The 20,508-nt window shown below is 69.8% G+C and carries 18 protein-coding genes; 6 read left to right on the top strand and 12 right to left on the bottom strand.

Translation table 11 applies throughout. The features are described from left to right. Window positions 1-10: 10 nt before the first annotated feature. Genes E2170_RS01455 through E2170_RS01440 form a run of 4 tightly spaced genes read left to right on the top strand, consistent with a single transcriptional unit; the run spans window position 11 to window position 5,228 of the window. Entirely contained in the window at window positions 11-1,312 is a 1,302-nt protein-coding gene (locus tag E2170_RS01455; protein WP_132998875.1) for an ABC transporter permease, read from the top strand. Between the two features lie 16 nt (window positions 1,313-1,328). Then, complete coding sequence (locus E2170_RS01450; RefSeq protein ID WP_132998874.1) at window positions 1,329-2,561, top strand: ABC transporter permease; 1,233 nt, start codon at window positions 1,329-1,331, stop codon at window positions 2,559-2,561. A gap of 10 nt (window positions 2,562-2,571) precedes the next feature. Beyond that, on the top strand, window positions 2,572-3,918 hold the full coding sequence (locus E2170_RS01445; protein ID WP_132998873.1) for a sigma-54-dependent transcriptional regulator: 1,347 nt from the start codon (window positions 2,572-2,574) through the stop codon (window positions 3,916-3,918). Then, entirely contained in the window at window positions 3,918-5,228 is a 1,311-nt protein-coding gene (locus E2170_RS01440; protein WP_207914901.1) for a sensor histidine kinase, read from the top strand. Before E2170_RS01445 ends, E2170_RS01440 begins: the two co-directional genes overlap by 1 nt. An 8-nt stretch (window positions 5,229-5,236) precedes the next feature. On the opposite strand, the gene glmU is transcribed toward E2170_RS01440, so the two are convergent. Then, entirely contained in the window at window positions 5,237-6,649 is a 1,413-nt protein-coding gene (glmU, locus tag E2170_RS01435; protein ID WP_132998872.1) for a bifunctional UDP-N-acetylglucosamine diphosphorylase/glucosamine-1-phosphate N-acetyltransferase GlmU, read from the bottom strand. A 60-nt stretch (window positions 6,650-6,709) separates the two neighbouring features. On the opposite strand from glmU, the gene E2170_RS01430 reads away from it, so the two are divergent. Together E2170_RS01430 and E2170_RS01425 are read left to right on the top strand one after the other, a co-directional pair. Beyond that, window positions 6,710-8,746: a hypothetical protein gene (locus E2170_RS01430; RefSeq protein ID WP_132998871.1), complete on the top strand. Its 2,037-nt coding sequence runs from the start codon at window positions 6,710-6,712 to the stop codon at window positions 8,744-8,746. Next, window positions 8,743-9,126, top strand: coding sequence for a GtrA family protein (locus E2170_RS01425; protein ID WP_132998870.1), 384 nt, complete (start codon window positions 8,743-8,745; stop codon window positions 9,124-9,126). The genes E2170_RS01430 and E2170_RS01425 overlap by 4 nt, the downstream gene beginning before the upstream one ends. A gap of 82 nt (window positions 9,127-9,208) precedes the next feature. On the opposite strand, the gene E2170_RS01420 is transcribed toward E2170_RS01425, so the two are convergent. The 11 genes from E2170_RS01420 to E2170_RS01370 form a co-directional block, all read right to left on the bottom strand. Next, the gene (locus tag E2170_RS01420; protein ID WP_132998869.1) at window positions 9,209-9,634 is read right to left on the bottom strand and encodes a F0F1 ATP synthase subunit epsilon; all 426 of its coding nucleotides are present in this window, start codon (window positions 9,632-9,634) and stop codon (window positions 9,209-9,211) included. Window positions 9,635-9,646: 12 nt separating this feature from the next. Further along, window positions 9,647-11,056 (bottom strand): F0F1 ATP synthase subunit beta, encoded by a 1,410-nt coding sequence (gene atpD, locus E2170_RS01415; protein ID WP_132998868.1) that lies wholly within the window; start codon window positions 11,054-11,056, stop codon window positions 9,647-9,649. Window positions 11,057-11,099: 43 nt separating this feature from the next. Beyond that, window positions 11,100-11,963: a F0F1 ATP synthase subunit gamma gene (gene atpG, locus E2170_RS01410; RefSeq protein ID WP_132998867.1), complete on the bottom strand. Its 864-nt coding sequence runs from the start codon at window positions 11,961-11,963 to the stop codon at window positions 11,100-11,102. A 59-nt stretch (window positions 11,964-12,022) separates the two neighbouring features. Next, complete coding sequence (gene atpA / locus E2170_RS01405) at window positions 12,023-13,573, bottom strand: F0F1 ATP synthase subunit alpha (protein WP_132998866.1); 1,551 nt, start codon at window positions 13,571-13,573, stop codon at window positions 12,023-12,025. A gap of 92 nt (window positions 13,574-13,665) precedes the next feature. Then, window positions 13,666-14,193, bottom strand: a complete 528-nt coding sequence (locus E2170_RS01400; RefSeq protein WP_132998865.1) for a F0F1 ATP synthase subunit delta — start codon at window positions 14,191-14,193, stop codon at window positions 13,666-13,668. A 5-nt stretch (window positions 14,194-14,198) separates the two neighbouring features. After that, window positions 14,199-14,669 carry a F0F1 ATP synthase subunit B gene (locus tag E2170_RS01395; protein WP_132998864.1) on the bottom strand — a complete coding sequence of 157 codons (471 nt, stop codon included), beginning with the start codon at window positions 14,667-14,669 and terminating at the stop codon, window positions 14,199-14,201. A 103-nt stretch (window positions 14,670-14,772) separates the two neighbouring features. Then, window positions 14,773-15,072 (bottom strand): F0F1 ATP synthase subunit C, encoded by a 300-nt coding sequence (atpE, locus tag E2170_RS01390; protein WP_132998863.1) that lies wholly within the window; start codon window positions 15,070-15,072, stop codon window positions 14,773-14,775. A gap of 74 nt (window positions 15,073-15,146) precedes the next feature. Further along, complete coding sequence (atpB, locus tag E2170_RS01385) at window positions 15,147-15,944, bottom strand: F0F1 ATP synthase subunit A (RefSeq protein WP_132998862.1); 798 nt, start codon at window positions 15,942-15,944, stop codon at window positions 15,147-15,149. Between the two features lies 1 nt (window position 15,945). Then, complete coding sequence (locus E2170_RS01380; RefSeq protein WP_243708018.1) at window positions 15,946-16,329, bottom strand: hypothetical protein; 384 nt, start codon at window positions 16,327-16,329, stop codon at window positions 15,946-15,948. Window positions 16,330-16,654: 325 nt separating this feature from the next. Next, window positions 16,655-18,226 (bottom strand): BCCT family transporter, encoded by a 1,572-nt coding sequence (locus E2170_RS01375; RefSeq protein WP_132998861.1) that lies wholly within the window; start codon window positions 18,224-18,226, stop codon window positions 16,655-16,657. 93 nt (window positions 18,227-18,319) lie between these two features. Next, complete coding sequence (locus tag E2170_RS01370) at window positions 18,320-20,404, bottom strand: SpoIID/LytB domain-containing protein (protein ID WP_132998860.1); 2,085 nt, start codon at window positions 20,402-20,404, stop codon at window positions 18,320-18,322. Window positions 20,405-20,508: the final 104 nt, after the last annotated feature.

The following is a 20,508-nucleotide window of genomic DNA, read 5'->3' as shown; positions in this document are numbered from 1 at the left end:
GGACACGCCCATGTTCGCCTACTACTTCAAGCTCGCCCTGCGCAGCTTCCGCCGCAACAAGGTGCTGACCGCGCTGATGGTGCTGGCGATCGCGCTGGGCATTGGTGCCTGCATGACCACGCTGACCGTCTTCAAGGTGCTGTCCGGCGACCCGATCCCGGAAAAGAGTGATCGCCTGTTCTACGTGCAGCTCGATCCCGCCTCGATGCGCGGCTTCATCCCCGGCGAGGAGCCCTCGGCCCAGGTCACGCGTTTCGACGCCGAAACACTGCTGCGCGAGAAGCGCGGCGTCCGCCAGGCGATGATGACCGGCGGCGCGGTATCGGTCACGCCCGAACGTGCCGACCTGCCCCCCTTCTTCGCCCAGGCGCGCTACACCACTGCCGAGTTCTTCCCGATGTTCGCCGCGCCGTTCCTGCACGGCACCGGCTGGAGCAGCGCGGACGACGCAGGCAGCGCGCGGGTCGCGGTGATCTCGAAGTCGCTCAACGAGCGTGTCTTCGGTGGCGCGAACAGCGTCGGCCAGCGCCTGGTGGTCGGTGGCAACGAGTTCCGGGTGGCAGGCGTGCTGGAGGAGTGGCGGCCGACGCCGCGCTTCTACGACATGAACACTGATCGCTACGGTGAGCTGGAGGAGGTCTTCGTGCCGTTCTCCACCTCGCGCGACCTCGAGTTCGGCCGCAGCGGCAGCATGGACTGCTGGGGCGATTCCGGCGCCGACGAAACCGCGCTCAACGCGCCTTGCGTGTGGATCCAGTATTGGGTCGAACTCGAGGACGCCTCGAAGGCCGCGGACTACAAGGCCTATCTCGAAAACTATTCGGCACAGCAGAAGGCCGCCGGCCGGTTCGAGCGCGAGCCCAACGTCCGCCTGCGCAACGTCATGGAATGGCTGGACTTCAACCGCGTGGTCCCGCGCGACGTGATGATGCAGCTCTGGCTCGGCTTCGGCTTCCTGCTGGTCTGCCTGCTCAACACCGTGGGCCTGCTGCTGGCCAAGTTCCTCCGCCGCAGCGGTGAGATCGGCGTGCGCCGCGCCGTGGGCGCCTCGCGCACCGAGATCTTCAAGCAGTGCCTGGTGGAAGCCGGTGCGATCGGCCTGGCGGGCGGCATCCTGGGACTGGGCCTCGCGCTCCTGGGGCTGTGGGCGGTGCGGCAGCAGCCGTCGAGCTACGCCGAACTGGCGCACCTGGACCTGCCGATGCTCCTGGCCACGTTCCTGCTCGCGGTTTTCGCCAGCATCGTCGCCGGCCTCCTTCCTGCGTGGCGCGCCATGGAAGTGACGCCCGCCATCCAACTCAAGTCGCAGTGACCGCGAGGAACGACTGATGGACATCCGACCGATCCTTTCCACCCTGCTCCGCCACAAGACCGCGGCCGCGCTGATCGTGCTCGAGATCGCGCTGACCTGCGCCATCATCTGCAACGCGCTCTTCATGGTCGGCGAACGCCTGGCGCAGATGCGCGAACCCAGCGGCATCGTCGTGGACGAACTGGTGCGCATCCAGATCATCCCCGTCGGCAACGATGCCGACGCCGCGGCGCAGACCCGCTCGGACCTGCAGGTTCTGCGCGAGCTGCCCGGCGTCCGTGCCGCCACCACCAGCAACCAGGTGCCGTTCGTGAATTCCTCATGGAACTCGGGGGTCAACCTGAAGCCCGACCAGCAGCAGCCCACGCTCAGCGCAACCACCTACATGGGTGACGAGCACTTCCTCGACGCCTTCGGCGTGGAACTGGTGGCCGGCCGCTACTTCACGTCCGACGAACTCATTCCGCACGCCGCCCTCAGCGATCCCGACCAGGAGGTGACCATCCCGGGCGTGGTCGTCACCCGCGCCGTGGCCGAGCGGCTGTTCCCCGGCGCGAATCCGCTGGGCAAGCCGATCTACGTCTGGGGCGACACGCCGGTCAGCATCATCGGCGTGGTGGAGCACCTGGTCCGGCCCAGCAGTCTTGGCGGCCCGGGGGCAAGGCAGTACTCGCTGATCGTGCCGGTGCGCGCCAACTACGATCTGGGCGGCCAGTACATCATCCGCACCACGCCCGAACGCCGGCAGGAGGTCCTGGCCAGCGCCAGCGACGCCCTGCGCGCCAACGGTCCGAAGCGGATCATCATCGAGGACAACACCAAGACCTTCCGCGAACTGCGCGACGAGTACTACCAGCAGCAGCGCTCGATGGTCTGGCTGCTCGGCATCGTCTGCATCGCGCTGCTGCTGATCACCGCGCTGGGCATCGTCGGCCTGGCCAGCTTCTGGGTGCAGCAGCGCAGCAAGCAGATCGGCATCCGCCGTGCGCTCGGCGCCACGCGGGGGCAGATCCTGCGCTACTTCCAGACCGAGAACTTCATCCTCGCCACCATCGGCATCGCCATCGGCATGATCCTGGCCTTCGGCATCAACCAGCTGCTGATGGGCCGCTACGAGCTGCCTCGCCTGCCGCTGGTCTACCTGCCGGTCGGCGCGGTGGCGCTGTGGCTGCTGGGCCAGCTGGCGGTGCTGGGGCCGGCACGCCGCGCGGCCGCCGTCCCCCCGGCGGTGGCCACGCGCAGCGTATGATCCCGGACCGATGCCGACCATCCTGATCATCGACGACAACCCCGCCGTCGCCACCGCGCTGGAAGTGCTGTTCTCGCTGCACGACATCGACACCGTGGCCGCGCAGTCGCCCGACGAGGGCCTGGCGCGGCTGCGGCGCGGCGACATCGACCTGGTGATCCAGGACATGAACTTCCACGCCGACACCACCTCGGGCGAGGAAGGCATGGCGCTGTTCCAGGCGATCCGCGAGCGCGAACCCGACCTGCCGGTGATCCTGCTCACGGCGTGGACGCACCTGGAAGCCGCGGTCGACCTGGTCAAGGCCGGCGCCGCGGACTACCTGGGCAAGCCCTGGGACGACCGCAAGCTGCTGGCCACGGTCAACAACCTGCTGGAACTGTCGGAGGCGCGGCGCGAGCTGGCCCGCCACCGCGGCGCCGAGCGCCGCCGCCGCGACGAGCTGTCGCGCGGCCACGACCTGCGCGGCGTGGTCTACGCCGACCCGGCCAGCGAGCGCCTGCTGGCGCTGGCCTGCCAGGTCGCGCGCTCGGAGCTGCCGGTGCTGGTGACCGGGCCCAACGGCGCGGGCAAGGAGAAGATCGCCGAGATCGTGCACGCCAATTCGATGGTGAAGGACGGCCCGTTCGTGGCGCTCAACTGCGGCGCCCTGCCGGGCGAACTGATCGAGGCCGAGCTGTTCGGCGCCGAGGCGGGTGCCTACACCGGCGCAGGCAAGGCGCGCGAGGGCAAGTTCGAGGCCGCCGACGCCGGCACCCTGTTCCTGGACGAAATCGGCAACCTGCCGGCCGCCGGGCAGATGAAGCTGCTGCGCGTGCTCGAGACCGGGCGCTTCGCGCGCCTGGGCGGCAACCGCGAGCGCCACGTCCGCGTGCGGGTGGTCAGCGCGACGAACGCCGACCTCCCGGCGATGATCCGCGACGGCCGCTTCCGCGAGGACCTCTACTACCGCCTCAACGCGGTCGAGCTGAAACTGCCGCCGCTGGCCGAGCGCCCCGACGACATCCTGCCGCTGGCCCTGCACTTCCTGCCGGCGGGCAAGCACCTGGCCGCCGATGCCGAGCGCGCGCTGCTGCGCCATCCCTGGCCGGGCAACGTGCGCGAGCTGCGCAACGTGGTGCAGCGTGCGGCCCTGCTGTCGACCGGCGCCGACATCCACGCCGAGGCGCTGGGCCTGCCGGCGCACGCGGCATCGACCACCGCGACCGCGGGCGGCATCGAGGAACCCGATCGCACGATGATCGAGGCGGCGCTGGCGCGCAGCGGCGGCGTGCTGGCGCAGGCGGCGATGGAACTCGGGCTGTCGCGGCAGGCGCTGTACCGCCGGCTCGACCGCCTCGGCATCCGGCGCGACTGATGCGCCGCATCCGGCGCCTGCCGCTGAGCCTGTCGTTCACAGCCGTCGCCGTGGCCTACATGGCCATCGCGGCCGCGCTGGTGCTGCTGCTGGAACCGTGGCTGCCTTCGCGCTGGCTCGCACTGCCGCTGGCGGTACTGCTGCCGCTGCCGCTGCTGCTGTACCACCTCCGGCGCCTGCTGGCGCCGGCGCGCTCGCTGTTCCGCGCGCTGGCAGGCAGCGTCGCCAGCTACCGCGACGGCGACTACAGCTTCGGCATCGCCTGGGAAGGTGGCGGCGACCTCGGCGACCTGGTCGCCAGCCACCAGGCGCTGGGCGACGCGCTGCGCGAACAGCGCCTGCGCCTGGTGCAGCGCGAACTGCTGCTCGACACCATGGTCCAGAACACCCCGGTGGCGATGCTGCTGGTGGATCCGTCCGGACACGTGGTGCTCGGCAACCTCGCGGCGCGCAAGCTGCTCGGCGACGGCCGCAGGCTGGAGGGCATCGCCTTCGACGAGCTGATGGAGCACGTGCCCGAGCCGATGCGCGAAGCCTTCGCCCGCGGCGGCGATGGCATGTTCACTGTCGGCGACGAGGACGACGAGGACATCTACCACCTCTCCCGCCGCCTGTTCCGGCTCAACGGCCGCCGCCACGAACTGGTGCTGCTGCGCCAGCTCACCGCCGAACTGCGCCGGCAGGAAGTGCAGACCTGGAAGAAGGTGATCCGAGTGATCAGCCACGAGCTCAACAACTCGCTGGCGCCGATCGCGTCGCTGGCCCATTCCGGCGCCGAGCTGCTCAGGCGCGGCCAGCACGAGCGCCTGCCGGCGGCGCTGGCCACCATCGAGGAGCGCGCGCGCCACCTGGAAGGCTTCATCCGCGACTACGCGCGCTTCGCCAAGCTGCCCTCGCCGCGGCTGGAGGCGATCGAGTGGCGCGGCTTCCTCGAGCGCCTGCGCAGCCAGGTCGATTTCATGATCGAAGGCCACGTCGAAGGCGACGTCCGCGCCGATCCCGCGCAGCTGCAGCAGGCGATGCTCAACCTGCTGAAAAACGCGCACGAATCCGGCTCCGCCCCGGGCGACGTGCGCCTGGCGCTGCGCCGCCTGCCCGACGGCTGGCGCATCGACGTGCTCGACCGCGGCAGCGGCATGAACGAGCCGGTGCTGGCCAACGCGCTGCTGCCGTTCTATTCCACCAAGCGCCACGGCACCGGCCTGGGCCTGGCGCTGAGCCGCGAGATCGCCGAGGCCCACGGCGGCCGCATCGCGCTCGCCAACCGCGAAGGCGGCGGCCTGTGCGTGAGCCTGGTGCTGCCGGGCTGAAAGGACGCTCAGCCGGCCTTCGGCTTCTTCAGCGGACGCTGCCAGCCCTCGATGCTCTGCTGGCGCCCGCGCGCGATCGTCAGCTTGCCCTCGGGCGCGTCGCTGGTAACCACCGAACCGGCGCCGATGGTGGCGTCGCGGCCGATCCGCACCGGCGCCACCAGCGACGAGTTGGATCCGATGAAGGCCCCGTCCTCGATCGTGGTCGTGGACTTGTTCACGCCGTCGTAGTTGCAGGTGATGGTGCCGGCGCCGACGTTCACCCCGGCGCCGATCTCGGCATCGCCAAGGTAGCTGAGGTGGTTGGCCTTGCTGCCCACGCCCAGCACGGCGTTCTTGGTCTCGACGAAGTTGCCGATGTGCACGCCGTCGGCCAGCACCGTGCCCGGGCGCAGGCGCGCGAAGGGCCCGACCTGCACGGCGCCCTCGGTGCGTGCGCCGTGGATGTCGCAGTGCGCGCGCACTTCGGTGCCCGGTCCCAGTTCGGCGTCGCGGATGCGACAGAACGGGCCGATGCGCGCGCCGTCGCCCAGCACCACGCGGCCTTCGAACACCACGTCGACATCGATCTCGACGTCGCGGCCGACGACGACCTCGCCGCGGATGTCGATCCGTCCGGGATCGGCGAAGCGCGCACCCTCGGCGCACAGCGCGCGCACCAGGCGCTTCTGCATCGCACGCTCCAGCTGCGCAAGCTGCCAGGGATCGTTCGCGCCCTCGGTCTCCATCGGGTCATCCACGAACACCATCTCCGCGGCGCTGTACTCGGCCGCGGCCATGGCGAAGACGTCGGTCAGGTAGTACTCGCCCTGGGCGTTGTCGCTGGACAGGCGCTGCAGCCAGTTCTTGAGCGCAGTCGACTCCGCGGCCAGCACGCCGGTGTTGACGATATTGATGCGGCGCTGCTCGGCGGTCGCGTCCTTCTCCTCGACGACGGCGCCGACGTTGCCCTCGGAGTCGCGCAGGATCCGGCCGTAGCCGCGCGGGTTGTCGAGTTCGGCCACCAGCACGGCCAGCCGCCCTTCCACCGCCAGCAACCGGCGCAGGGTGGCGGCGGTGATCAGCGGCACGTCGCCGTAGAGCACCAGCACCTGGGCGCCATCGGGGATGCCGGGCATCGCCTCGCGCACGGCGTGGCCGGTGCCGAGCTGTTCGGCCTGCTCGACCCAGCGCAGGTCGGAGCGGTGGCTGAAGGCCTCCTGCACCTGGTCACCGCCGTGGCCGTACACCACGTGGATGGCGGTCGGCGAGAGTTCGCGGGCCGCAGCCATGACGTGCGAAAGCATCGGCCGGCCGGCCACCTTCTGCAGCACCTTGGGCAGCGCCGATTTCATGCGTTTGCCCTCGCCGGCCGCGAGGATCACGACGTGGAGCCCGCCCGTGGAGGCGCTGTCGGCAGGGGTCTTGCTGGCTGATGGCATGGTCGGTCCTGGGCCCTGGTCCCGGCCATTCTAGAGCGAGCCTCTGCTAGCATGCGCGCGATGTCGCCGCCACGCGTGCAAGGACCGAGCCACGCCCTGTCCTCGCCGCGCGTACGGACCGCGGCGGGGCGCGTGCTGGCGTGGTCCGGCCTGGCCGCCACCATCACCGGTGCCGTCGTCCACGACCTGTTCGAAGGCTGGCGGCCGCCGCGGACGCTGGCGATCCTGGTCGTGGCCGGCCTGCTGCTGGCCTGGCCGCTGCGACGCTTCGCGCGCTGCTCCTGGGCTTCGGCGATCGCGCTGTACTGGTGCGCGCTGCTGCCGGTGTTCGCCGATCCCCTGCCCGTGGCCGCCACCCTGCTCGCTGCCGCTGCGGCCACCGCGCTCGGCGGCACGCTGCTGCGGGACGAGGACCTGGCCGCGCGCTGCATCGCCGGCACCGCGCTGGCCGCCGGCGTCCTGGGCTGGCTGATGCCGCTGCCGATCCACCTGCGCTGGATCTACCTGGCCGCATGCGCCGCGCTGCTGGCCTGGCAGTGGCGGCCACTGTGGTCGGGCCTGCGGTCCGCGCGCGTCGCCTGGACCGATTCGGTGGCGACGGCGCCGCTCAGCGCCGCGTTCGCGGTGATGCTGCTCGGACTGGCCGGCACCGGCGGCTGGCTTCCGACGCTGCAGCACGACGACATCGGCTACCACCTCTACCTGCCGTGGTCGCTGATGCTCGACGGCCGCCACCCGCTCGATCCCGAATACCACGCCTGGGCGCTGGCGCCGTGGTTCGCCGACGTGGTGCAGGCCGTGCCGCAGGTGCTGGCCGGCGCCGAAGCCCGTGGCGCGGTCAACGCGCTGTGGCTGGCGCTGGCGGCATCGGGCCTGTGGCGGCTGTGCCTCGCCCTGGGCGGCGATGCGCGCGCGGCGTGGTGGACCGTCGCGGCCTGGGCCAGCCTGCCGCTGACCGCGGCGCTGGCGGGTGGGATGCAGACCGAACTGCCCACCACGGCATTGCTGGCCTGGCTGGTGGTGCTCGGCCATCGCCCGGCTTCGATGCGCGGAGTGCTGGCCATGGCGCTGCTGGCCGGCGCGCTGGTCGCGACCAAGCTTGCCGCCGCGGCCATGGCCCTCGCCCTGCTGCCGTGGCTGGCCTGGCGCCAGCGCGCGGCGCTGGGTCCGGCCACCGTGGCCGTGGCGATGGCGCTGATGGCGCTGGTCGGTGGCGCCAGCTACGCCTTCGCGGCCGTGATCGCCGGCAATCCGCTGCTGCCGCTCGCCAACGGCATGTTCGGATCGCCGTACTTCCCGGCCGAGGATTTCAGCGATCCGCGCTGGCAGGCCGGCTTCGACGCCGCCCTGCCCTGGCACCTCACGTTCGACACCGCGCGCTACCTGGAAGCCGACGCCGGCGCGGGCGGCGTGGTGCTGGTGGCGCTGGCCGGAACCTGGCTGCTGGCGATCGCGATGCGCCGCACCCGTGCCTTTGCGCTGCTCACGCTGGCCCTGATGGCGGGACTGCTCGCGACCAGCCAGTACCTGCGCTACGTCTACCCGCTGCTGGCGCTGGCGCTGCCGGCGCTGGTGGTCGCGACGACGCGCGCCGAACCCCGGCACTGGATGCTGTTGCTGGCGCCGGTGATCGTCCTCAACCTCGCCCTGCAGCCGCGGGGCCACTGGATGCTCGGCGCCAACGTGGTCAAGCACGCCCTGTCCGCGCGCGGCGCGGACGCACCGCTGTATGAAACGTTCGCCCCGGAGCGGCAGCTCGCCGCGATCATGCGCGAAACCATGGGCGCGGATGCGCGCGGCAACGTGCTCATGCTCAGCGACTTCGGCCCGATGCCGGCCGAGTTCGGCCGTCGCGCCAGGACCATCATCTGGTACGACCCCTCGCTGGCCGCGCGCGCGGCCACGGCCGACCGCGATGCGTCCGGCGAAGCCTGGATCCAGCTGCTCCGCGACGAGGGCATCGGCGAGGTGATGCTGCGTCCCGACGAACTCTCCCCGCCGCGCCGCGCCGCGCTCGAACGGCTGGACGCGCGGCCGCGCGCCGCAGTGGGCAGGGTCGAATGGTGGCAGCTGCCCCCCGCGGGAGACACGCCATGAGCCTGGGCCGGCAGGGTTCGCGCTACCTGGTGATCGGCGCCATCCAGTGGCTGCTCGACTGGGGCGTGATGGTGCTGCTGAGCCACTTCGGGCTGCGCATCGGCCTGGCCAACATCGCCGGACGCGTCAGCGGCGCGATCCTGGGGTTCTGGCTCAACGGCAAGCTGACCTTTACTGGCGACGAGCACGTGCTCGGACGCAGGCAGCTGCTGCGCTTCGTGGTGATGTGGCTGGCGCTGACCCTGCTGAGCACGGTCGCGATCGAGGCGATCGACGACGTGCTCGGGCGCAAGTGGGCGTGGCTGGCCAAACCACTGGTGGAACTGTGCCTGGGCGTGCTGGGCTTCATCGGCTCCCGGCACTGGGTCTACCGGCGCTGAGCCGGAAAAGGAAAACCCCGCGCGGAGCGGGGTTTTCCGGGATTCCCGCAGGGGCCGACGCCCCCGCCTTCAGTGCTTGAGGTCAGTGCTTGAGGTTCTTGCGCAGGCGCTCCAGCGCCTGCAGCTGGGCCGCGACTTCGGCCATCTTCTTCTGCGCCTCGGCGACGTCCATCGCCTCGCCGCGGCCGGCGAGCACGCGCTCGGCCTCTTCCTTGGCGGCGCGCACCTTGGCCTCGTCGATCTCGTCGGCGCGGATCGCGGTGTCGGCCAGGATCGTCACCACCTGCGGCTGCACCTCGAGGATGCCGCCGCTGATGGCGAAGTCCAGCTTCTCGCCGTTGGCCTGGGTCACCACCACCTTGCCCGGTTTCAGGCGGGTGATCAGCGGCGCGTGGCGCGGCGCGATGCCGAGTTCACCGACTTCACCGGTGACGACCACCAGGGTGGCCTCGCCGTGGAAGATCTCGGCCTCGGCGCTGACGATGTCGCAACGGATGGTGGTGGTCATGGCTCTACCTTCTTAGGCCTTCTCGGCCATCTTCGCGGCCTTCTCGACCGCCTCGTCGATGCCGCCCACCATGTAGAACGCCTGCTCCGGCAGGTGGTCGTACTCGCCTTCGACGATGCCCTTGAAGCCGCGGATGGTTTCCTTCAGCGGCACGTACTTGCCCGGCGAGCCGGTGAACACCTCGGCCACGTGGAAGGGCTGCGAGAAGAAGCGCTCGATCTTGCGCGCGCGCGACACGGCCTGCTTGTCCTCTTCGGACAGCTCGTCCATGCCCAGGATCGCGATGATGTCCTTGAGCTCCTTGTACTTCTGCAGCGTCGCCTGGACCTTGCGCGCGGTGTCGTAGTGCTCGCTGCCGATCACGTTCGGATCGAGCTGGCGGCTGGTCGAGTCCAGCGGGTCGACCGCCGGGTAGATGCCCAGCGAGGCGATCTGGCGCGACAGCACGACGGTGGCGTCGAGGTGGGCGAAGGTGGTGGCCGGCGAGGGGTCGGTCAGGTCGTCCGCGGGCACGTACACGGCCTGGATCGAGGTGATCGAACCGGACTTGGTCGAGGTGATGCGCTCCTGCAGCACGCCCATTTCCTCGGCGAGCGTGGGCTGGTAGCCCACCGCCGACGGCATGCGGCCCAGCAGCGCCGAAACCTCGGTGCCGGCCAGGGTGTAGCGGTAGATGTTGTCGACGAACAGCAGCACGTCCTTGCCCTTGCCCGACTCGTCCTTCTCGTCGCGGAAGTACTCGGCCATGGTCAGGCCGGTCAGGGCGACACGGAGACGATTGCCCGGCGGCTCGTTCATCTGGCCGTAGACCATCGCCACCTTGTCGAGGACGTTGGAGTCCTTCATCTCGTGGTAGAAGTCGTTGCCCTCGCGGGTACGCTCACCGACGCCGGCGAACACCGACAGGCCCGAGTGCGCCTTGGCGATGTTGTTGATGAGCTCCATCATGTTCACGGTCTTGCCCACGCCGGCGCCGCCGAACAGGCCGACCTTGCCGCCCTTGGCGAAGGGGCACATCAGGTCGATGACCTTGATGCCGGTTTCCAGCAGCTCGGTGGAGGACGACTGGTCCTCGTAGGACGGCGCGGCGCGGTGGATTTCCCAGTTCGCCGAAGCGTCGACCGGGCCGGCCTCGTCGATCGGGCGGCCGAGCACGTCCATGATGCGGCCCAGGGTGCCGGCGCCGACCGGCACCGAGATCGCGCTGCCGGTGTTGGTGGCGACCAGGTTGCGCTTCAGGCCGTCGGTCGAGCCGAGCGCGATCGCGCGCACGATGCCGTCGCCGAGCTGCTGCTGCACCTCGAGGGTGATCTCGGTGCCGTCCACCTTCAGTGCGTCGTACACCTTCGGCACTTCGCTGCGCGGGAACTCCACGTCGACGACGGCGCCGATGATCTGAACGATCTTGCCCTGGTTGCTCATTGCCTGGTCCTCTGAAACTTGCTGTGTGCTTCGAATGTGGGGTTCAAACCGCCGCGGCGCCGCCGACGATCTCGGAAATTTCCTGGGTGATCGCCGCCTGGCGGGCCTTGTTGTAGACCAGGTTCAGGGTGTCGATCAGCTTGGTCGCGTTGTCGCTGGCGGCCTTCATGGCGACCATGCGCGCGGCGTGCTCGGAGGCGATGTTCTCCATCACCGCCTGGTACACCAGCGACTCGATGTAGCGGGTCAGCACGTGCTCGAGCACGGTCTGCGCGTCGGGCTCGTAGAGGTAGTCCCAGTCGTGGGTCACCAGCTTCTCGTCCGACGGCGGCAGCGGCAGCAGCTGGTCGAAGGCGGCGCGCTGGGTCATCGTGTTGACGAAGTCGTTGTAGACCACGAACACACGGTCCTGGCGGCCCTCGGTGAAGCCGTCGATCATCACCTTGACGATGCCGATCAGCTGCTCCAGCTCCGGGTTGTCGCCGAGGTGGGTGACGCTGGCCAGCATGTCCACCTTCAGCCGACGGAAGAACACCGTCGCCTTCTGGCCGATGGTGACCACGTCGACCTCGACGCCCTTCTCCTGCCACTCGCGCAGTTCGCCGAGCAGCTTGCGGAACAGGTTGTTGTTGAGGCCGCCGGCCAGGCCGCGGTCGGACGACACGATGATGTAGCCGACGCGCTTGACCTCAGGCCGCTCCGCGAGGAAGGGGTGCTGGAAGTCGGTGTTCGCCTGCGCGAGGTGGCCGATCAGCTGCTTCATCGCGCGCGCGTACGGGCGCGAAGCCTTCATCCGCTCCTGCGCCTTGCGGATCTTCGAGGCCGAGACCATTTCGAGCGCGCGCGTCACCTTGCGGGTGTTCTGCACGCTCTTGATCTTGGTTTTGATTTCTCTGCCGCCGGCCATGGTCGCTCGCTCTGGTCGCTAAGGGGTCTGGGTCTGGGTCGCTGGGCTCGGGCCCGCGCTTACCAGGAACCCGTCGCCTTGAAGTCCTCGATGCCCTTCTTGAACGCGGCCTCGATTTCATCGTTCCAGCCGCCGCTGGCGTTGATCTTCGAGACCAGTTCGCCGGCGGTGTTGTCGAAGTGGGCGTGCAGGCCTTCCTCGAAGGCACCGATCTTGGCGACCGGCACGTCGTCGATGTAGCCCTCGTTGACGGCGTAGATCGACAGCGCCTGGTGGGCGATCGACATCGGCTGGTACTGCTTCTGCTTCATCAGCTCGGTGACGCGCTGGCCGCGCTCGAGCTGCTTGCGGGTGGCGTCGTCGAGGTCGGAGGCGAACTGCGCGAACGCCGCCAGCTCGCGGTACTGCGCCAGCGAGATGCGGATGCCGCCCGAGAGCTTCTTGATGATCTTGGTCTGCGCCGAACCGCCCACGCGCGACACCGAGATGCCGGCGTTCACGGCCGGGCGGATGCCGGCGTTGAACAGGTCGGTTTCCAGGAAGATCTGGCCGTCGGTGATCGAGATCACGTTGGTCGGCACGAACGCGGACACGTCGCCGGCCTGGGTCTCGATGATCGGCAGCGCGGTGAGCGAGCCGGTCTGGCCCTTCACTTCACCCTTGGTGAACTGCTCCACGTACTCCTCGGACACGCGCGCGGCGCGCTCGAGCAGGCGGGAGTGCAGGTAGAACACGTCGCCCGGGTAGGCTTCGCGGCCCGGCGGGCGGCGCAGCAGCAGCGAGATCTGGCGGTAGGCCACGGCCTGCTTGGACAGGTCGTCGTAGACGATCAGCGCGTCTTCGCCGCGGTCCATGAAGTACTCGCCCATGGTGCAGCCGGAGTAGGCGCTGATGTACTGCATCGCGGCCGACTCCGACGCGGTCGCGGCGACCACGATCGTGTGCGCCAGCGCGCCGTTCTCTTCCAGCTTGCGCACGATGTTCGCGACCGTCGAGGCCTTCTGGCCGATGGCGACGTACACGCATTTGATGCCGGTGCCCTTCTGGTTGATCACCGCGTCGATGGCCATCGCGGTCTTGCCGGTCTGGCGGTCGCCGATGATCAGCTCGCGCTGGCCGCGGCCGATCGGGATCATCGAGTCGACCGACTTGTAGCCGGTCTGCACCGGCTGGTCGACCGACTTGCGCCAGATCACGCCGGGGGCCACGCGCTCCACCGGGGCGGACAGCGAGGCGCCGATCGGGCCCTTGCCGTCGATCGGCTCGCCGAGCGCGTTGACCACGCGCCCCAGCAGCTCGGGGCCGACCGGCACTTCGAGGATGCGGCCGGTGGTCTTGGCCACGTCGCCCTCGCGCAGGTGCTCGTAGTCGCCCAGGACCACGGCGCCGACCGAGTCGCGCTCGAGGTTCAGGGCCAGCGCGAACGTGTCGTTCGGCAGCTCGATCATTTCGCCCTGCATCACGTCGGCCAGGCCGTAGATGCGCACGATGCCGTCCGACACGGAGGTGACCGTGCCCTCGTTGCGCGCCTCGGCGGCCAGCTTGACCTTCTCGATGCGGCTCTTGATCAGTTCGCTGATTTCAGAGGGGTTGAGCTGGGTGCTTGCCATTTCCGGTTCCTCGGTGCGCGCCAGCGTTGGTGGTGCGCGGTAAGTGGATCTTGTGGTGGTGCCGCCGCCCGGGGGCGACGGCACCTTGGTGCTTACTGGCTCAGTGCCGACTGCAGGCGCGCGAGCTTGCCGCGCAGCGAGCCGTCGATGACGACGTCGCCGGCGCTGATGACCGCGCCGCCGATGAGGGCCGCGTCGACCGCGGTCTCGACCTCGACCGCGCTGCCGAAGCGGCGCTCGAGCCCGGCGCGGATGCCGGCCAGCTCGGCCTCGGACAGCTCGGCCGCCGAGGTCACCGTGGCGCGGACGACCTTCTCGGCCTCGGCGCGCAGGTCCTCGTAGAGACCGGCGATCTCGGGCAGCTGGGCCAGGCGGCCGTTGGCGGCGAGCAGCGCGAGAAAATCGCGCTGTTCGGCGGCCGCGGCTTCCGGCGCCAGCAGTTCGACGGCCTCGGCATCGGCCAGCGACGGGTGGCCCAGCAACGGCGCGACGCGCGGGTCGGCGGCGACGCGGGCGGAGAACGCCAGCGCCTTCGACCAGCCCGCGAGGTCGCCGCGGTCGCGCGCGATCGCGAAGGCCGCGCGGGCGTAGGGACGGGCGAGGGTGATCTCCTGGCTCATCGGGCTCAGATCTCCGCGGCGAGTTCGTCGAGCAGCGCCTTGTGGGCGTTGGCGTCGATCTCACGCTTCAGCAGCTTCTCCGCGCCGGTGACGGCCAGCGTGGAGACCTGCCTGCGCAGTTCCTCGCGGGCACGGTTGGCCGAAGCCTCGATCTCGGCGTCGAACAGCGCCTTCTGCCGGATGGCCTCGGTCTGCGCTTCCACGCGCGCGGCCTCGACGATCTGGTTGGCGCGCTGGTGCGCCTGGTCGATGATCTCGTTGGCCTTGGTGCGCGCGGCCTTGAGCTCCTCGTTCGCCTGGTCCTGGGCCTGCGCAAGCGCGCGCTGGCTGTTGTCGGCGGCGGCGAGGCCCTCGGCGATCTTCTGCTGGCGCTCCTCGATGGCCTTGAGCAGCGGCGGCCAGACGAAGGTGGCGATCAGCCAGATCAGCGCGGCGAACGAAAGCGCCTGGGCGATCAGGGTGAGATTGATGTTCATGGCGTTGCCTGTCGTGGTGGTCGGGGCATGCGCGGCTGCGCATGCCGGCCCTGCGGCGTGGCGGGGGCGACGGTCGCCACCCCTGCCGACTGCGGAGCGTTGATCAGCCGGCGACGCGAGCCAGGGCCTCGGTCCACGGACCGATGAACGGGCTGGCGAAGGCGAACAGCAGGCCGACGGCGACCGAGATGATGAACGCGGCGTCGATCAGGCCGGCGGTGATGAACATGCGGACCTGCAGCACCGGGATCAGCTCGGGCTGGCGCGCGGCCGACTCGAGGAACTTGCCCGACATGATGGCGAGGCCGAGGCCGGCGCCGAGCGCGGCGAGGCCGATCATGATGCCGATACCGAGGGCGGTCGAGGCCTGGACCTGGGCAAGGGTGGCGAGGATGGTATCCATGGTTATCTCCGGGCGATGTTGCTTGAGGGTTGAACGAAAGGGTTGAGGGTGGAACTGGAACTCTGGGTGGCTGCCTAGTGGCTGTCTTCGGACAGGCTCAGGTAGACGATCGACAGCATCATGAAGATGAAGGCCTGCAGCGGGATCACCAGGATGTGGAAGATCATCCAGCCGAAACCGAACAGGGCGCCGCCGATCATGCCGAGGATGCTGGCGCCGCCGAGCACCCAGATCAGCAGGAACACGATCTCGCCGCCGAACATGTTGCCGAACAGTCGCATCGCCAGCGAGATCGGCTTCGACAGCCACTCGACGATGTTGAGGATGAGGTTGAACGGCATCATCCACTTGCCGAAGGGCGCGGTCAGGAACTCCTTGGAGAAGCCGCCCAGACCCTTGGAACGCAGGGCGAAGAACAGCATCAGGAAGAACACGCTGAAGGACATGCCGAGCGTGGCGTTGACGTCGGCCGTCGGCACCGGCTTCCAGTAGTTGACGCCCACCCACGACAGCGGGATGGCGAAGAAGTCGGCCGGGATGAACTTGAGCATGTTCATCATCAGGATCCAGAAGAACAGGGTGATCGCGATCGGCGTCACCAGCTTGCTGGAACCGTGGTAGGTGTCGCGGGCCTGGCGGTCGACGAACTCGAGCAGGATCTCGACGAAGGCCTGCCACTTGCCGGGCACGCCGGCGGTCGCGTTGCGGGTCGCGACCCAGAACAGGAAGGTGATCAGCAGGCCCATCGCCACCGCGCTGACCAGGGTGTCGACGTGCAGGGTCATGAAGCCGCCCTCGCCAACCGACGCGGTCAGGTTCTGCAGGTGGTGCTGGATGTAGCTGGTGGGGGTGAGTTCCGCCGCAGCCGCCATTTCAAGGATTCCCGTTTCGATGTTCGCCGGCCAGGGCCAGCACCTGTACCACCAGGGCGACGACCACGCCCCCGATTACCGCCAGGGGCGGCAGCTTCGCCACCGCGATCGCGATGAACAGCGTCGCGATCACCACGAACCACTTCGCCAACAGCCCCAGCACCAGGCGCGCAAGCGCGCCGACGGCGGGCGCGATGCCCCCACCGAGCGCGAGCACGCCGTACAGCGCACCGCCCACGATGATGGCACCCCCCCCTGCCACCGCCCCCAGGGCCCATGCGGATCCCTTCGCGAGCAGCGCAAGCGCCAGCGCGGCGACCGCGATCCCCTGCCGGGTGACCGTGCGCCGCACCAGCCGCGGACCTGCGGCGAGGGGATTGAACACGTGGTTTCCTGTGGCCATGGTGCGGGAGCCGCGGTGAATATCGGCCCCGTCTAGCCCCGGAAGTATAGCAGTCACATTCCGCTCACGGCCAATGGCATTCGTGGGAAAGTTCCCTGAACGGGCGGATCCGCGACGGCCGCCCGGAATCGGAGGCGCCACGACCCATTCAGGCAATCCGGCGACGGCGGCGGGGAACCCTTTGGCAGCGGGGCTGTCTGACCCATTGCCCGGCCCGCACGCTCACCTCGTCGATCCCGTGCAGGCCTTGCAGAAGCCCCGGCAGCCGCCGGGGCTTCGACTTTTCCGGGCTCCCGGCAGGCCGCGCTCAGCCGCCCTGCCGCTCCTGTTCCGCGTCGGCCTGCGCCTGCAGCGCCTGCTCGCGCGCGATCCAGTCCTCGATCGCACGGCGCGCGCGGCGCTCCTCGGCCTTCTCGCGCAGCGCTTCGATGCTCAGCACCCGCTGCAGGCCCACCATCACCCCCACCATCAGCAGCGCGAACGGCAGCGCCGCCACCGTTATCAGGGTCTGCAGCGCGCCCAGGCCACCGGCGACCAGCATCGCCGCGGCGATCACCGCGATCGCGATGCCCCAGGCGAACTTGCGCGACAGGCTGGGATCGCCGGCGGATTCGCTGGACATCGACCCCAGCACCAGCACCGCGGAGTCGGCCGAGGTCACGAAGAAGATCACCAGCAGCGCGATGGTGAGCGCGGACAGCAGGCCAGACACCGGCAGCATGTCGTACATGCCGAACAGCACCGTCTCGTAGCCTTCGGCGAGCGCACCGGCCATGTCCGCGCCGCCGAACATCTGCCCCCACAGCGCGGCGCCGCCGAAGGTCGCGAACCAGGCGAAGCCGAGCAGGCTCGGCACCGCGACCACGCCGAGCACGAACTCGCGCACGCTGCGCCCGTAGGACACGCGCGCGATGAAGGCGCCCACGAAGGGTGACCACGAGATCCACCAGGCCCAGTAGAAGATCGTCCAGTCGGCCACCCAGGTGCTTTCGGAGAACGGCGCCATGCGCAGGCTCATCTCCACCAGGTGGTCGAGGTAGCTGCCCAGCGAGGTGGTAAAGGTCTCGAAGATGAAGCCGGTGGGCCCGAGCAGCGCGACCGCCAGCAGCAGCAGGCCGGCCAGGGCCAGGTTGAAGCTCGACAGCCACTTGATGCCGCGGTCCACGCCGCTGGCGCTGGAGGCCATGTACAGCACGAAGCACACCGCGATCACGCCCAGCTGCATGCCCAGGCCGGTGGGCAGGCCGAACACCCGCGCCATGCCGGCGCTGATCTGCATGGTGCCGAAGCCCAGGGTGGTGGCCACGCCGATCGCGGTGGCGACCACGGCGACGATGTTCACCACTTTGCCGATCCAGCCCAGGTGGCGGTCGCCGATCAACGGCTGCAGCAGGTCGCTGATCAGGCCGCGGCCATTGCGGTTGTACTGGAACCAGGCGATGGCCAGGCCCATCAGCGCATAGATCGCCCAGGGATGCAGGCCCCAGTGGAAGAAGGTGTATCGCATCGCCGCGCGCGCGGCCTGCGGCGTGCCCGGCGGCAGGCCTTCGGGCGGCTTCACCAGGTGCGAGACCGGCTCGGCCGCACCCCAGAACACCAGGCCGATGCCCATGCCGGCGGCGAACAGCATCGACAGCCAGACGGGGTTGGAGAACTCGGGCTCGGCGTCGCGGCCGCCGATCCGCAGCCGCGCCAGCGGGCCGAAGGCCAGGTAGGCGAGGAAGGCCAGGGTCAGGAACACGATCAGCAGGTACAGCCAGCCGGCGTGGCCGATGACCGCGACCAGCGCCGCGGAGGCCATCGCCCCGAACGAGTCGGGCGCAAGCCCGGCGACCACCGCCAGCGCGAACACCAGCAGCAGCGAGATGCGAAAGACCATGGACGGCTCCCCTGCGCCTGCGGAAACCGCGACAGCTTACGCACCGGGGCGCACGGCCGCATGAAACCCCTTGCCGGATGCGTCGCCCCGCCCTCAGTGCCGCAGCTGCACGTCGTCGATGTAGAGGTTGATGTCCCAGCTGGTGTTGGCGTGGTACAGCCAGATCGCGTCCAGCGTGACGTTCGCGGCGGTGATCGCGCCGTTGCCGCCCGCCCAGGCGTTCCACTGGCCGGCGTCGGCCAGCGACCAGGACACGTAGGTCCAGCTGTTGGCCGGGATCGCGCGACTGATCGAACGCTCGGTGCCGTCGCTGTCGTCGATGCCCACGGCCACGCTCATGCCGCTGCCGCCGGCATAGACCCAGAAGCCGATGCTGCCGGGGCGCGGCAGCGGCGCATTCGCCGCGGGAGTACCGACGCCCGACAGCAGGCGCACCGCCCAGGCGGCGCTGCTGCCGGGATCGTCCACCAGCCGGACATGCAGGGAACACGTGCCGCCGTGGCGGACGCTGCAGGTCCGCATGGCAGTCGAGGCGGTGCTGATGCCCACGGTGCTGCCCGAGTAGGTGGGGCCGGTTCCGAACCGGCCCACGCCGTTCTCGAAGTTGTCGAGCATCGTGGTGGCGGTGGCGAGGTTGGCCAGGAAGGCATTGCGCATCCCGCCGGGCTGGTTGCTGTTGTTGAAGTAGTGGTTGGTGATCCACAGCCAGTCGCGCCCGTGGTTGGCGGCCCAGCGCTGCGTACCCCACTGGCTCATGCCGCGCCCGTGGCCGAAACAGCCGCGCCCGGTCCCGACCGGGTCGGACAGGCAGGGCCAGCCGTTGCGTGGCGATCCGTTGCGGCCGTTGCCGCAGCTGAGGTCGGGATTGCTGCATGACAGGCCATCGGACGGGTCGTCCCAGGCGTTGTTTTCGGCCGAGTATTCGCTGAAGGCGATGCTCTGGCCGTCGCGGGTCAGGACCACGCCGCGGGTGGCCGCGGCGGCGGCGACCGTGGCCGTCACCGAACCCGGCTGGAACACCTGGCAGGACGTGCTGCTGCAGATGTCGTACTGGCTGTTGACCGGATTCGCCACGTGGTAGGCGCCGTAGCTGCGGTACGCGATCGCGCCGGCAGCCAGCGACGCCGCCCGCCAGGACGCGATCCACTCATCGTCCAGGCCGCGGCCGACGTAGTCCTCCAGCGCGTAGACCGACACCCCCGTGCAGCTGCGCCCCGAGCAGTTGGTGCCGACGCGGATGCTGCCCGGCACAGGGAGGGTGGCGGCCTGGGCGGCGAGTTCGCGCGCCATCGCCACGGTGTCCGGATCATCCGGATCCAGGGCCTGGTGCCGGTCGGTGGCGACGCGCTCGGCTTCGATCGCCGCCACGGCCGGAGCCCCGGCCAGCGCGGCGCGCGCAGGCGCCGTCCCGGCCTGCAACTGGACGTGTCCGAAGTCGGCTGGCGGCGAGCCGCCAGGGGCGAGATCCAGGATCAGGTCATGGCTGTCCTGGTACAGCGCGAGATTGCGCAGCGCCTGCCGGTAGCCGCCGCCCTCGATCACCAGGCTGGTGGTTTCGGGCAGGGCTTCGGCGTCGGTGGTGGTGTGCGGGGATGCATGCAGCACCAGCTCGAACGCGCCGTCACGATCGGTGGTGGCGCTGCCCCCGCGCTCGGAGCGGATGCGCAGCCCCGGCAGCGGACGCCCCGAATCGCGATCGTAGACATGACCGGACACGATGGCGCAGACACCGCATTCAACGGCACGCAAGGCACGGCGCTCGGCCTCGACAGAGGGCCGCTGTGGCTGCAGCCAGAGCGTCACCGGCAACGCGGCCGTGCCGTCGACCTGGAGGGGCATCGACAGCGGGTGGTAACCCGGCGCCGATACGGACAGCTGGTACGCACCGTGCGCGACCTGCGCAAGTCGCGCACCCGAGGATGGCAGCGCGCCCTGGCGGACGGCATCGGCGCGCGCGAGTGATTGCAGCTCGGCCTGGGCCGGCAGGCTGCGACCGGTCGCGCTGTCACGCACGCGCACCAGGGGCGCCGAAGGATCCGGCCGCGTGCCATCACTTGCCAGCAGCGGGGACACAGGCCCCGCATGGGCGAGGCCCGTCACGCAGGCGACGAACGCGGCGGCAAGGATCACGGAGCGGCGGCGGGGATGACCCGCCTTCCGGTCTGTCAGTGTGGACATGGGGCGTTTCCGGCGGATCGCTGGAATGCAACGGCAACTGCCGCGGGGCGGCCTGTCCGCATGCGGACCGCCCGCGACGGGCGCAGGCCCTCGCGCTGCCGCAG

The organism is Luteimonas arsenica (assembly GCF_004352825.1).
In the GTDB taxonomy this organism is placed as follows: Bacteria; Pseudomonadota; Gammaproteobacteria; order Xanthomonadales; family Xanthomonadaceae; genus Luteimonas; species Luteimonas arsenica.
Note: the sequence above shows the minus strand (reverse complement) of the source record. Positions and strands in the feature narration are given on the sequence as shown.